A 13,530-nucleotide genomic window follows, 5' to 3' on the forward strand; every position below is an offset into this window, starting at 1 on the left:
TGGGTAGCGCGGCATCAACTTGCCTTATCTGAACTGCGTAACAGAGAATTAACCGCATGGGTAAACCGGGGAGACCGAAGAACCAGACCGCGCGGCGCGAGGCGCTCGTGGACGCGGCGGGGCGGGCCATCACGGAGCGGGGCCTCGACGGGCTGCGCATCAAGGACATCGCGGCGGAGGCCGGCATGTCCGCGGGCTCGGTCCTCTACTACTACCCGGAGCTGGACGAGCTGGTCCTGGAGGTGCACCGGGGCGCGGTCGAGCGGTTCATCGCCGCGCGGCACGCGGTCACCGACGAGGTGGGCGACCCGGTGGCCCGGCTGCGGGCGCTGATCGCCTCCGGGCTGCCGTCCGACCCGGGCGACGCGACGCACGGCCTGCTCTTCGAGCTGCACCGCAGGGCCGACCGCAGCCCCGGCCACGCGGAACTGATGGCGTCACTGTTCGCCAGCGAGGTGGGCCTGTACGCCACCGCGCTCGAAGTGGGCGCCGCGACCGGGGAGTTCACGCTGACGGCACCCGTGGGGGATCTCGCCAGGAATCTGGTGGCGCTGGAGGACGGCTACGGCCTGCACATCGTGAGCCGCAACGCCGCCCTGACGCGGGAGGAGGCGCAGCGCCTGATCCGCGTGCACGCGCGCGTGGTGACGGGGTGCGCGGACCTGTAGGGGCTACAGCCCGTCCGTGTTCTCCCGCAGTACGTCCATCACCGCGCGGGCCCGCGCGCTCTGCGTCATGCCGCCGAGCGAGGCGATCCTGACCTCCAACGGACGCCCGGCGTCCCGGAGTTCGAGCTCCGCGATCTCGCCGCCGCCGTAGGTGCGGCCGGTCGCCGGGCGCTGGTTGAGGACGGAGTAGCCGAGGCCGCGGGCCACCATCGAGCGCACGGTCTCGTAGCTGCGGGTGCGGTAGCGGACGTCGGGGGCGGTGCCGGTGGCGGCGACGAGGGAGCGGAAGTAGTCGCGGCTGTGCGGGAGGTCGAGGAGGACGAGGGGCTCCGTGGACAGGTCGGCGAGGGACACGCTGCCCCGGCCGGCCAGCGGGTGGTCGGCGGCCACGATGACGTACGCGGGGGCGCGGGCGATCGTCTCGCTGCGCAGCTCCGGCTCGGTCGACAGGCCGAGGTCGTAGGTGAGGGCGAAGTCGATGCGGCCCGTCGTCAGGGCCTCGACGAGCTCGTCCGCCTCGGCCTCCACCACGTCGATCTCGATGCCGGGGTGGCGGCGCGTGCACTCGCTGAACAGGCGTGGCAGGTAGTACGGGGCGAGGGTCACGAAGCAGCCGACCGTAACGGGCCCGGACAGCTCGGCGCCGTCCCCGCGGGCCTCGCGCTCGACCTCGCGCGCACGGGCGAGCAGGTCCCGGGACTGCGCCCGCAGCCGCTCCCCGGCGGGGGTCAGGGTCAGGCCCCGGCCCCTGCGGCGGATGAACAGCTGCACCTGGAGGTCGCGTTCCAGGTTGTGGATGGCGGCGGACACGGCGGACTGCGCGATGTGCAGCTCCGCCGACGCCTCCGTCATCGAGCCGCGCTCGGCGGCGACCAGGAAGTAGCGCAGCTGAACGAGCGTGAAACCGAGCGGTGACGTCATGCGAGGAGCCTTCGTGCCGGGCGACCTGGTGTGCGCCCGACTCTAAGCGGCCTCGCCCTCCCGTACGTCCTCCGCGTGCAGCAGCGCCGAACCCGCCGTCTCCTTCAGGGACAGCGCCGCGACGAGCCCGCCCACGGCGAACACCATCAGGTACGGGCCGGGCACCAGCGTGCTCCCGGTCGCCGAGATGAGCAGCGTCATCAGGTACGGCACGGTGCCCGCGAACAGCGCCGCCGTCACGTTGTACGAGATGGAGAGCCCGCTCTGCCGGGTGCGCGTGGGGAAGACCTCCGCCGACCACACCGCGTACGTGCCGAGGATCGCCGCCAGGATCGCGCCGAGCACGAGCCCGCCGACCCAGGTCCCGGCCATCCCGGTCCGCATCAGCCAGAACGCGGGCGTGGAGAGGACCAGCAGGGCCCCCGTCGCCCCGATGAACACCGGCTTGCGGCCCACCCGGTCGGACAGCGCGCCGAACAGTGGCACGAGCACCAGGCCGAGCAGCGAGATCACGGTGGAGAGCAGGGCCGCGCTGTCGGCGGAGTGGCCGAGGTGGTCGGTCTCGTACGTGACGAGGTAGGTGAGGACCGCGTAGAACGGCACGTGCATGGCCGTCATCAGGCCCGCCGCCTGGAGCAGTTGGCGCTTGTGGGTGCGCAGCAGTTCGCGGGCGGGGCTGCGCGGGACCGTGTCGTTCGCTTCGAGGGCCCGGTACTCCGGGGTGTCCTCGATCTTGTTGCGGATGACGACGCCGATGATGCCGAGCGGCGCCGCGATCAGGAACGGGATCCGCCAGCCCCACGAGGTGAGCTGGGCGTCGTCGAGCCCCGAGGACAGCAGCAGGAAGACGAACGAGCCGGCCAGGAAGCCGAGCAGCGAGCCGACCTCCAGCCAGCTCACACCGAAACCGCGGCGGCGGCGCGGCGCGCTCTCGGCGAGGAAGCTGGCCGCGCTGCCGAACTCGCCGCCCGCCGCGAAGCCCTGGACCAGGCGGAGCGCCACCAGGAGGATCGGCGCGGCGATGCCGATCGAGTCGTAGCCGGGGAGCAGCCCGATCGCCAGCGTGGCGCCCGACATCATGAAGATGACCAGGGACAGCGTGCGCTTGCGGCCGATCCGGTCGCCGAGCGGCCCGAAGACGAGGGCGCCGATCGGCCGGACACCGAACGAGACGGCGAAGACGCCGAACACGGCGAGCAGCCCGGTCGTACTGTCGTCGGCGGGGAAGAACACGGTCGCGACGGTGCCCGCGAGATAGGCGTACGCCGCCCAGTCGAACCAGTGGACGAAGACGCCGACGGCCCCGGCCGCGACGCTCCTGCGCAGGGTGGCGACGTCGGTGGTCACCTCGGTCCCGGACTGCTCGGTCACGGTCATGGCTACGCCTCCTCGGAAGGTCCGGCCCGGTCCACGCCCGTCCACGCCAGCGCGACCGCCGCGTCGAGCAGTGCCCGCTCGGCGGTGGACCCCACGCAGTACGCGGCGAACTCGTGCTGGTGGTTGGTGGCGGGCAGGGAGCCGATGCCGATGTAGGGGTGGATGGCGGGCACCACCTGGGACACGTTGCCCATGTCGGTGGAGGCGCGGTTCATGCGCGCGGCCTGGCCGGGCGGGGCGAACTCCCGGCCGAGCGCGAGGGCGTTGGCGCGGTAGTGCGCGAGCGCGGTCTCGTCCGCGCGGAACTCCGCGTACGGCTTGCTCTCCGGTTCGATCTCCAGGTCGCAGCCGGTCGCGAGGGAGCCCGCCTCGAAGGCGCGCATGACGCGCGGCTCCAACTCGGCGAGTTCGGCCAGGGTTTCGGCCCGCACGTACCAGCGGCCCGAGGTGCGCTCGGGGATGGCGTTCGGGGCGTCCCCGGCGTGTGTCACGACGCCGTGCACCCGTGCGGAGGACGGGAGCTGCTGGCGCAGCAGGCCGATGGCGACCTGCGCGACGGTGAAGGCGTCGGCCGCGTTGATCCCGGCCTCCGGGTAGGCGGCGGCGTGCGCCGATTTGCCCGTGTACGACACCTTGGAGTGGCTGACCGCGAACGGCTGCGCCTCGGCGACGTCGACCGGCGCCGGGTGCGCCATCATCGCGAGGTCGACCCCGGCGAAGGCGCCCCGGTCGAGCAGCTCGATCTTGCCGCCGCCGCCCTCCTCGGCGGGGGTGCCGTAGACCTCGACGGTGAGCCCCAGGTCGTCGGCGACGGCGGCGAGGCCCAGCGCGGCGCCGATGGACGAGGCCGCGATGAGGTTGTGCCCGCAGGCGTGGCCGAGGCCGGGCAGAGCGTCGTACTCGGCGCACAGCGCGATTCGGCGCGGCCCGCTGCCGAAGGTGGCGTGGAAGGCGGTGTCCAGGCCCAGGTACTTCGATGTGACGTCGAATCCGGCCCGGTCGAGGAGCTGCGGCACGGCGGCCGCCGCCCGGTGCTCCTCCCACGCGGTCTCCGGGTCGGCGTGCAACTGCTCGGAGAGCGCGATCAGTTGCCCGGCGTGCCGGTCGACCTCCTTGCGGGCGGCGTCCTTGAGAGCCGTGTCCTTGAGCGCACTCATCGTTCGTCCCCGGGGACGCCGTACGAGGGTGAGCTCGCCGGGTCGAGGCCGCGCGTCACGTAGTCGTCGCGCTGTGGCAGCCATACGTCGAGGAGTTCGCCGAGCCGGTCGATCGGGTCGTCCGCCCAGTCGATCCGCAGGTCGGTGACCCGCCAGCCGACGTCGGCGACGACCGACAGGCCCGCCGAGTGCACCGGGCCCGCCTCGCCGCCCGCCGCCATGGCGGCCTTCATGGCGGCGATCAGGCGCTCCTCCAGCTCACCGGTGGCCTCCTGGTACGCCTCCAGGAGCACGCCGGGGATGTGGGCCCCGGAGAGCATGTTCCCGGCCGCCACCGCGCCCTCGGCGGTGGCGGTGGCGTACGTGCCGAGGGTGTGCGGGCCGCTGTACGCGAAACCGGGCCCTGTGCGTCCGAGGACGGTCAACTGCCGGTAGGCGATGGTCTTTTCGTGCCGCGGGTCGCCCGTGACCCCGGCCAGCGCGCGCTCCGCGTCGCCGTGCTCGGAGAGACCGTCGAGCAGCGCCGTGCCGAGCGTCGGGTCCGTGATGTTCTGCGAGGACGCCGCGCCGACGCCGGGCCGCAGATGGGCGATGCGGGCGGCGACCGCGGGGCTCGACGAGCTGCCCGCGATGCCGAACCGCTCACCGTCGCGTACGACGAGGGAGAACGTCATGGCTAGGCCTCCTTCGACGACTGCGGGATCACGGCCACCGCGTCGATCTCGCACAGCCACTCCGGGCGGGCGAGCGCCGAGACGACGATGCCGGTGGAGATGGGGTGGACGCCCTTGGTCCAGCGGCCGACCGTGCGGTACACGGCCTCCCGGTAGCGCGGGTCGATCAGGTAGATCGTGAGCTTGACCAGGTGTTCCATCCGGCTGCCGGACTCCTCCAGCAGCATCTTGATGTTCGCCATGGCCTGCTCGGCCTGCGCCTCCGCGTCGCCGACGCCGACGTTCTCGCTGGTGTCGAGGTCCTGGCCGATCTGGCCGCGGACGTACACCGTGTCGCCGGCGACGACGGCCTGGCAGAGGTCGTTGTCGAGGTTCTGCTCGGGGTAGGTGTCGCGGGTGTTGAACGGCCGGATCCGGGTGTGCCCGCCGGCCACGATCGGGGCGTTGGCCATGGTCTTCTCCCTAGTTGCTGCCGTACGCGAGGTATCCGCGCCGGGTCGTGATGTGGTCGGCGACGTACTTGGCGTCGTGCCAGACGCCCCAGATGAAGCTCGACCCGCGCCGGGACAGCCACGGCAGGCCGAGGAAGTAGACGTCGGGCTCGGTGGAGACCCCGCGGCGCTGGTCGGGGCGGCCGTTCTCGTCGTACGCGTCGACGTCGAGCCAGCTGTAGTCGGCGGCGAAGCCGGTGGCCCAGACGATCGAGGTGACGCCCGCCTCGGCGAGGTCGAGGGCGAGGCGCGGGTCCGTCATGCACTCCGGGTCGGGGCCGAGGACGTGCGCCTCGGGCTCCTCGGGCAGGTCGAGCCCGTTGCGCTCGATGTACGCGTCGGCCGCCCGCAGCAGCTCCAGGTACTTCTCGTCGCCGAGCGCGATGTTCTCGGCGAGGTCGGGCGCGAAGCGCAGCACCCCGCCCGTGCCGGCGTCCCCGACCTCGTACGCGTCAGTCATGCCGAGGAGTTCGATGCCGGTGCCCGCCAGCTCGCGGAAGTCCACGGAGTGGCCGCCGCGCGCCCCGCTGACCGCGATGGTCACGTGGGCCGCGCCCTGCGGCGGCGTCGTCAGGTCCCAAAGCCCGAGCACCCCGAGCCACCAGCAGAAGTCCCGCCCGCGGTACTGCCGCGGCGGCCGGTCGTGCGGCCCCACGGACAGGAACACGCGGCGTCCCGAGCGGCGCAGCTCGTCGGCGATCTGCACGCCCGAAGAGCCCGCACCGACCACCAGTACAGCGCCCTCGGGCAGCTGCTCCGGATTGCGGTACTCGCTGGAGTGGAGCTGCGTGCGCACCGCGCCCTCCGGCACGATGGGCGGGATCACGGGCCGCTGGAAGGGGCCGGTCGCGGCGACCACGAACCCGGCGTCGATGGTGCCCTCGGACGTCTCGACGCGGAAGCCGGGGCGGCCCTCGTGCTTGCGCACCTTGGACACCTCGACGCCGCACCGCACCGGGGCGTCGATCTTCTCGGCGTACCGCTCGAAGTACTCGGCGACCTGCTCCTTCGTCGCGAAGGCGTCGGGGCCGACGTCGGGGAACTCCAGGTTCGGGAACCGGTCGTGCCAGGCGGGCCCGTTCGCGACGAGCGAGTCCCAGCGCTGGGTGCGCCACCGCTCGGCGATCCGGTCCCGTTCGAGGACGATGTGCCGGATGCCCAGGTTTCCCAGGTGCTCGCTCATCGCGATACCGGCCTGGCCGGCGCCCACGACGACGACCTCGGTCTCCTCGCCGGGCAATGCAGCTTCATTGGGCATTAAAGCCTCCACTTGAGCGGTAGTTGGTCCATCGCTGGTTCCGCGGCACCGCACGAGACATCTTTCGACGCGCTCTCAACCCTGTCCAACAGATGTTTCCGGGGTGAGTGATCTGTTTTTCAGATGTGGAACGGGAGGGCTGGACTAGGGTCGTCCCGTGACCACCGAGCTGAATCCGACCGTGCCCCCCGCCCCGCTCGACGAGCTCGACCGCCGTATCGTCGCCGCCCTGCAGGTCGACGGGCGGGCCTCCTGGCGGCGGATCGCCGATGTGCTGGGGGAGCCGGAGCGGAAGGTGGCGCGGCGCGGGCACCGGCTCGTGGAGAGCGGGGACGTCGCGGTGCGCGGGCTCGTCGTGCGCGGCGAGACCGTGATCCTGCGGATGAACTGCCGGCCCGGATCGGTGCGGGAGGCCGCCCTCGCCGCGGCCCGCCGGCCGGATGCCATCTTCTCGTACGTCCTCACGGGCGTCGCCGACTGCGCGGTCGAACTCCAGTGTCCGCCAGGGCAGTTGGGGCGTCTCGTGCTGGACGAGGTGCCCGCCCTGCCCGGCCTCGTGCAGCAGCAGGTCTCGCCCGTCCTGCGCTACTTCCGGACCGTGCACGAGTGGTCGCCGGGCATCCTCGACGCCGCCGAGGCCGAGGCGCTCGGGGGCGGTGAGCGGCAGGACGACCGGGTGGGCCTCGACGACGTGGAGCTGGCGCCCGACGAGGAGGCCATCCTGCGCGCCCTCGCGGCGGACGGGCGGTGCACGAACGACGAGCTCGCCGCCGTCGCCGGGGTCTCGGTCGCCACCGCGCGCCGCCGCGTCGAGTCGCTGAGCCGCGCCGGGCTCGTCAGCATCCGCGCGGTCGTGGAGCCCGCGCTGCTCGGCCTGCCCGTGCAGGCGCTGCTGTGGATCAGGACCCGGCCCGGCGAGGTCGAGGAGGTGGGCCGGCTGCTCGTCGAGTCACCGCTGGTGCGGTACGCGGCCGTGGTCATGGGGGAGCATCAGCTGCTCGTCGACGTGACCCAGCCGTCGAAGGAGGCGCTGCACACCTTCCTGACGGAAGCGGCATGGGTGCGCAGGGCCGAGTCCGTGCAGTCGCACCTCGTGGTCGAGGCGTGGAAGCGCAGCGGAGTGACCGTAAATGCCAACTCTGCCAATCTGGCGTCTTAAAAGTTCATCCAGTACGAGCCATTGACTTAAAAGGTCAGACCGCCGCAGTGTGAGGGCGCACACAGTCGCCTCCTGCCCGAGGACGGTCATGCCCGTACGCCCCACCGATTCCGACGCCCTCTGCGGGCTCGACGCCGTCGAGCTCGCCGCACTGCTCCGCCGCCGCGAACTGTCGGCGCGCGAGGTCGTCTCCGCCCACCTCGACCGCATCGAGCGCGTGAACCCCGCGCTCAACGCCATCGTCACGCTCGACGCGGAAGGCGCGCTGGCGGCGGCCGGAGCGGCGGACGAACTGGCCGCGTCGGGAGCCGAGTTGGGGCCGCTGCACGGGCTGCCCATCGCCTTCAAGGACACCCACCTCACCCGCGGCATGCGCACCACGCACGGCTCGCCGCTCTTCGCCGACCACGTGCCCGACGAGGACGAACTCCTCGTCGAGCGGGTCCAGGGGGCCGGCGCCATCCGCATCGGAAAGACCAACGTCCCCGAGTTCGCGGCCGGTTCGCACACCTTCAACCCCGTCTTCGGCGCGACCCGCAACCCGTACGACACGACCCGCTCGGCGGGCGGCAGCAGTGGCGGCGCCGCCGCCGCGCTCGCCGCCCGGCTCACCCCGATCGCCGACGGCAGCGACATGGGCGGCTCGCTGCGCAACCCGGCCTCGTTCTGCAACGTCGTCGGCCTGCGCACCACGCCGGGCCGCGTGCCCTCGCTGCCCACGAACGACCTCTGGGAGACGCTCGGCGTCGCCGGGCCGATGGGCCGCACCGTCGCCGACGTCGCGCTGCTCCTGTCGGCCATGGCGGGCCCTGACCCGCGCTGCCCGCAGTCCCTGGAGACGCCCGGCTCCGTGTTCCGCGCGCCGCTGGAGCGCGACCTCAAGGGGCTGCGCGTTGCCTACGCCCCCGACCTCGGAGGCCGCGTCCCCGTCGACCCCGAAGTCCGTGAACTCGTCGCCCAGCAGGTCAAGGTGTTCGAGGCGGCGGGCGCCCACGTCGTCGAGGACTGCCCCGACCTCGACGGCGCCGAGGACGTCTTCCGCGTCCTGCGCGCGCAGGCCTTCCGCACCGGGCTCGGCCCGCTCCTGGAGACCTCCCGCGACCAGCTCAAGCCCAGCCTGGTCTGGAACATCGAGGAGGGCCTCGGGCTCACCTCGGCCGACCTGGCGCGCGCCCGCACCGAGCACAGCCGCCTGCACCTCGCGGGCGTCGCCTTCTTCGAGCGCTACGACGTGCTGATCGCCCCGGTCAGCCAGGTCCTGCCGTTCGACGTAGACCTGGAGTACCCGACCGTCATCGACGGCCAACCGCAGCACAGCTATCTCGACTGGATGCGCTCCGCGTATCTGCTCACCGTTCTGGGCGCACCCGCCCTCTCCGTCCCCGCCGGCTTCACCGACGCCGGACTTCCGGTCGGCCTGCAGATCGTGGGCCCGCCGCGCGCCGAGCGCACCGTCCTGGAGATCGGCGCCGCCTACGAGGCCGCCACCGGACACGGACGCCGCGCACCCAGGCTTCCCTAGCCCCCCAGGGCCCTTACTCCCCTTTTGCTGGAGCCCCGATGAGATCTCCGCACATGTTGTGGGCCGCCGTGCCCGTTCTGGCCTTTCTCAGCACTCCGTTCCTGCCGTTCGTCAACGGGCCCCACCTGTGGTTCGGAATTCCCTCGGTCCTGGCTTGGTGCCTGCTCTGGACGGTGGGCACCACCGTGGCGCTCGCCGTCGTCGACCGGCTGGTGTTCGCCGGCCGGCCCGAAGAGGAGGACGTGGAGGACGAGGTGGCGGCCGCATGAACAGCACCATGGTCATCACGGTCCTCGGCATCGTCGCCATCGCGGCCGTCGGCGTCACGGGCCGCCGCGCGCCCAGCAAGGAACTGGGGGAGTGGACCGTCGCCAAGCGCGGCTTCTCCACCTTCACCACCTGGTTCCTCCAGGCGGGCGAGGCCTTCACCACCTTCAGCTTCCTCGGCCTCGCGGGCATCGCCTTCGGCGGCGGCGTCGCCGCGTCCTTCGCGGTCTGCTACCTCGCCATCAACTTCATCCTCCAGTACTTCACCGCTCCCCGGATGCGCCAACTCGGCCAGCGCGGAGGGTACTTGACGCAGGCGGACTTCTTCGTCGACCGCTACCGCAGCCCGCTCCTCGGCAAGGTCGTCGCCGTCGTCGGAGCCGTGTTCCTGCTGCCGTATCTGCAACTCCAGATCACCGGTCTCGGCATGATCGTGCAGCTCGCCACCGGCAGCACCACGGGCGGCAACCTGAGCATGGTCCTCGCCACCGTCCTGACCGTCGTCTTCGTCCTGTGGTCCGGCATCCGCGGCATCGCGCGGGTCGCGTACCTCAAGGACGCGCTGATGATCATCGGCCTCGTGGTGCTGGTCGCGGGCGTCGCCCTGTCCGTCAACGGCGGCATCGGCGGCCTCTTCGACACGCTCCGCGACAGCCACCCCCAGCTCCTGACACTCGATCAAGAGGGCTACGACAGCACGTTCTTCGTCACCGCCGTCATCATCTCCGGCATCGGCGGCGGCCTCGGCACCATGGCCCACCTGTGGCCGCCGGTGCTCGCCGCCCGCAGCGGCCGGGTGCTGCGCTCCAACGCGATCTGGCTGCCCCTCTACCAGGTCGCCCTGGGCATCCCGATCATCATCGGCTTCGCGGGCGTCCTGCTCGCGAAGAAGGGCACCGAGCCGAACGGCGTGGCCCTCACCCTCGCCGGTCAGACCCTGCCGGGCTGGCTCGTCGGACTCGTGGCGGTCGCCGCGGCCTCCGCCGCGATGGTGCCGTCCGCCGCCATCGTCGTCGGCATCTCCAGCCTGCTCTCCCGCAACCTCCTGAGCGTCCGCAACGAACGCACCCAGCTGCGCACCAACCACCTGTGCGTGGTGGCCGCGGCGGGCCTCGCCCTCGTCCTCGGCCTCACCCGCCCCGGCCTCCTCTCCGACCTGCTGCTCCTGACCTACGGCGGCCTGACCCAGCTCGCCCCGGCGATCGTGATGGGCCTGGCGAGGAAGGTCAGGCTCGGGGCGGTGCCCGCGCTCATCGGCATCCTGTCCGGCGTCGCGGTTCTCGCCTGGCTGACGTTCGGCTCCGTCGACGTAGGCACCGTGGACACCGGCCTGATCGCGCTGGCCGTCAACATCGTCGTCACGACCGGTGCCCAGTTCCTCGTACGCTCCCGGCCTCAGGAAACCGTCAACTCGCCGACGGACTCCGCCGATTCGCCGGTCTCGGTGAGCCGCACGTAACGCCCTTCGGCCCCGGCCTCGAACGGCGCCCACCGCTCACCGTCCACCGACGTCTCGAGCCGGTACTCCTTCGCCCCGGTCACCCGCACCCGGTCCACCGGGCGCACGCCGCCGAGATCCACGGTGAGCGAGGCGCCCGGTGCGGCCGGGTGCCAGGTCGTCGCCGGGTTGCCGTCGACGGCGGCGCCCGCGTACTGACCGGGGTCCTCGGACGTGGCCTTCGCGGCCTTGCAGCGGGCGAGGTCGGCGGTCGGCGCGAGGTCGGGGCGGCGCGTCGGCAGGGTGAGCCCTGCCCCGGTCACGGTCTCGCGCCCGCCCGGAGTGTCGACGGCGAAGGGCGCACCACCGGTGAGCCGCACATGGGTCTCCTTGGGCCCGATCTCGACGTCGTACGTCCGCCCCCGCCACTGAAGTCCCTTGACCTCCACGCCCGTTGAGAGCTGCGGCGGCAGCATCGGATCGAGCCGCACGGCGTCGCCGTCCTGGAGCCGCATGCCCGTCAAGCCATGCGTGAACACTTGCAGGAAACCGCCCTTGCCGGTGAGGAAGTCCTGCGCGGGCGTCCCCGCGAGCGCGTCCCCCGCGCCCGCCTTCTCGCCGCGCGACTCCGAGAACGTGCCGAACGGCCCCCGGAAGAACGGCCGCGAGGCCCGCTCCAGGAAGGTGTACGTGGAGCAGCCCGGCTCCCCGATCCGCGCGGCGGCGACCGCGTGCACCGAATCGGTCATCGCCGGTCCGTCGCGGTCGGTGTGCGCCGCGTAGTAGTCCAGGGTCGCGGCCGCCGCGCCCTTCGGCATCGGCTTCCAGTCCAGCGGATACAACAGCAGCACGGCGTCCGCCTGCTTGATGTCGGCGCCCTTGTCGATGTCGTAACCGGCGTACTGGAGGAAGACCTTGCGGTCGCGGTCGTACGGGATGCGGAGCCGGCCGGCGATCTCGTTCCACTCGGCCGGGGCCTCGGCGCCCACCAGCTCCGCGGCCTTCGCGGCGTTCCGCAGGGAGGTCGCGGCGACGGCGTTCGTATACACCCCGTCGTCGACACCGTTGCTGTACTCGTCGGGCCCGGCGACGTCCTTGATGGAGTACGAATCGTCGCCCTTGTTCGGGGTGACGCGCCCGCTCCAGTACGTGGCGAGCCCCTTGAGCAGCGGCCAGCCCCGCTCGCGCAGCCACGTACGGTCCCCGGTCGCCTGGTAGTACTGCCAGGCCGCGAGCGCGATGTCGCCCTGGAGGTGGTTCTGGGTGACGCAGTGCGGCGGGTTCCAGCTCTGGCACTCCTTCCACAGGTCGCCCGAACTCGCGCTGGTCCAGGGGTACATGAACCCCTTCTGCGAGGTCTTGACCGCGTTGCGGGCGGCGGCGCCACGCGTCCGGTACCGGTACTCGAGGACCGGCTCAGCCAACTCGGGCCGCGTCGCGAGCATCGACGGATACATCCACGTCTCGGCGTCCCAGAAGACCATGCCCGCGTAGTTGTCGCTGCTCAGGCCGGTCGGCGCGATGCTGTTGCGGGCGCCGGGCCGCAGCGAGGACAGCAGCCCGTACTGAGCGGCACGCAACCGCGACTGCAACTCGGGGCGTCCGGGCATCTCGACGTCGGCGGCCCAGAGCTTCCGCCAGGCGGCGTTGTGCCGCAGGACGAGCGCGTCCCACCCGGCGGCCGCGGCGCGCTTCGAGGCCGCCAGCGCACCGGCCCTCGGATCCTTCGACGTGAGACCGGTGTCCACCCCCACGAACTTCGTGACGTCGTACGTGCCGCCGTCGACCGCGCGGAAGTCGGCGGACTGGCTGGTGCCGAGCGAGTCCTTCGCGGGGCGGGCGGTGTGGGTGCGGCCGGGGGAGCGGAGGGTGGAGGCGACGGTGCCGGCGGTCCCGGACCCGTCCGTGCGGAAACCGACGGCGGCCGTGCGCTTGCCCGCCGGGCCGCTGCCGGTGCCGCTGATCCGGCGGGCGCCGCGCCCGTCGATGCGGTCGGTGACGGCGACCTCGCCCGACCAGTGCGGCGTGACGCGCAGCCGCACGGCGCCGACATGCGGATTCGCCCGGTCGGCGAGCACCTCGAACGCGAGGCCGGTGCGCTTCCCGTCCCCGTGCACCCACGTCACCTCGGTCCGCACGACGCCGCAGCGCATGTCGAGCGTCTGCCGATAGCCCACGGTGCGACTGCCAGGACCGTACGTCTCGCCCCGCGCCCGCACATCGAGGCCGCTCCATCCGGGAAGCGCGGCGACGGCCTCCCGGTGGGCGGTGTTCTTCGGCCCGCGCCCATAGAGCCCGGAGACGAACGCCCCGTCGTACGGAGGCGTATAGAGCGGCCACCCGGTCTTGTCCCCACCCCCACCGGTTCTCGCATAACCACTCCCCACGGGCGGCACCCGCACACCGAGATACCCATTCCCGACGTAGGCGTGGTACGGACTCTCGGGGTCGGCGGTACGCGTACTCAGGGCCCATCCGGGCCCACCGCAACCGGGGGCTCCGGGCGCCGCGTGGGCGGTGGGAACGAGCGTGGCACCGACGACGAGCGTGGCGAGAGCGAGGAAAGGCGCTGGCTTCATGGGGAGAGGGTGAGCCGCG

Annotated in this window: 12 protein-coding genes; 5 read left to right on the forward strand and 7 right to left on the reverse strand. The window is 72.3% G+C overall.

Features of this window, described 5'->3' with window-relative positions:
- The first annotated feature begins 56 nt into the window (after positions 1-56).
- A complete protein-coding gene (locus ACFV9W_RS22515) occupies positions 57-668 on the forward strand; it encodes a TetR/AcrR family transcriptional regulator (protein WP_385763587.1) in 612 nt (203 codons plus the stop codon).
- A gap of 3 nt (positions 669-671) precedes the next feature.
- Here the strand turns inward: ACFV9W_RS22515 and ACFV9W_RS22520 are convergent, their stop codons facing one another.
- From ACFV9W_RS22520 to ACFV9W_RS22545, 6 genes are read right to left on the reverse strand one after another with little or no spacing between them, the layout of a single operon-like run.
- On the reverse strand, positions 672-1,589 hold the full coding sequence (locus tag ACFV9W_RS22520; protein WP_385763589.1) for a LysR substrate-binding domain-containing protein: 918 nt from the start codon (positions 1,587-1,589) through the stop codon (positions 672-674).
- A gap of 42 nt (positions 1,590-1,631) precedes the next feature.
- Positions 1,632-2,966, reverse strand: coding sequence for an MFS transporter (locus ACFV9W_RS22525; RefSeq protein WP_385763591.1), 1,335 nt, complete (start codon positions 2,964-2,966; stop codon positions 1,632-1,634).
- 2 nt (positions 2,967-2,968) lie between these two features.
- Positions 2,969-4,123, reverse strand: a complete 1,155-nt coding sequence (locus ACFV9W_RS22530) for a M20 family metallopeptidase (RefSeq protein ID WP_385763593.1) — start codon at positions 4,121-4,123, stop codon at positions 2,969-2,971.
- Positions 4,120-4,797: a DUF1028 domain-containing protein gene (locus tag ACFV9W_RS22535; RefSeq protein WP_385763595.1), complete on the reverse strand. Its 678-nt coding sequence runs from the start codon at positions 4,795-4,797 to the stop codon at positions 4,120-4,122. Before ACFV9W_RS22535 ends, ACFV9W_RS22530 begins: the two co-directional genes overlap by 4 nt.
- A 2-nt stretch (positions 4,798-4,799) precedes the next feature.
- Positions 4,800-5,249 (reverse strand): RidA family protein, encoded by a 450-nt coding sequence (locus tag ACFV9W_RS22540; RefSeq protein WP_385763596.1) that lies wholly within the window; start codon positions 5,247-5,249, stop codon positions 4,800-4,802.
- 10 nt (positions 5,250-5,259) lie between these two features.
- Positions 5,260-6,546 carry a flavin-containing monooxygenase gene (locus ACFV9W_RS22545; RefSeq protein ID WP_385763598.1) on the reverse strand — a complete coding sequence of 429 codons (1,287 nt, stop codon included), beginning with the start codon at positions 6,544-6,546 and terminating at the stop codon, positions 5,260-5,262.
- A 157-nt stretch (positions 6,547-6,703) separates the two neighbouring features.
- Between ACFV9W_RS22545 and ACFV9W_RS22550 the strand changes: the two genes are divergently transcribed.
- From ACFV9W_RS22550 to ACFV9W_RS22565, 4 genes are all read left to right on the forward strand, one after another.
- Positions 6,704-7,705 carry an Lrp/AsnC family transcriptional regulator gene (locus ACFV9W_RS22550; RefSeq protein WP_385763600.1) on the forward strand — a complete coding sequence of 334 codons (1,002 nt, stop codon included), beginning with the start codon at positions 6,704-6,706 and terminating at the stop codon, positions 7,703-7,705.
- Positions 7,706-7,793: 88 nt separating this feature from the next.
- Positions 7,794-9,227 carry an amidase gene (locus ACFV9W_RS22555; protein WP_385763602.1) on the forward strand — a complete coding sequence of 478 codons (1,434 nt, stop codon included), beginning with the start codon at positions 7,794-7,796 and terminating at the stop codon, positions 9,225-9,227.
- Between the two features lie 38 nt (positions 9,228-9,265).
- A complete protein-coding gene (locus tag ACFV9W_RS22560; RefSeq protein ID WP_385763604.1) occupies positions 9,266-9,496 on the forward strand; it encodes a hypothetical protein in 231 nt (76 codons plus the stop codon).
- Positions 9,493-10,953, forward strand: a complete 1,461-nt coding sequence (locus ACFV9W_RS22565; protein ID WP_385763606.1) for a sodium:solute symporter — start codon at positions 9,493-9,495, stop codon at positions 10,951-10,953. Before ACFV9W_RS22560 ends, ACFV9W_RS22565 begins: the two co-directional genes overlap by 4 nt.
- Here the strand turns inward: ACFV9W_RS22565 and ACFV9W_RS22570 are convergent.
- A complete protein-coding gene (locus tag ACFV9W_RS22570) occupies positions 10,890-13,511 on the reverse strand; it encodes a discoidin domain-containing protein (protein WP_385763608.1) in 2,622 nt (873 codons plus the stop codon). The genes ACFV9W_RS22565 and ACFV9W_RS22570 overlap by 64 nt on opposite strands.
- Between the last annotated feature and the right edge of the window lie 19 nt (positions 13,512-13,530).

Origin of the sequence: Streptomyces sp. NPDC059897 (genome assembly GCF_042730865.1) — a bacterium.
Classification (GTDB): domain Bacteria; phylum Actinomycetota; class Actinomycetes; order Streptomycetales; family Streptomycetaceae; genus Streptomyces.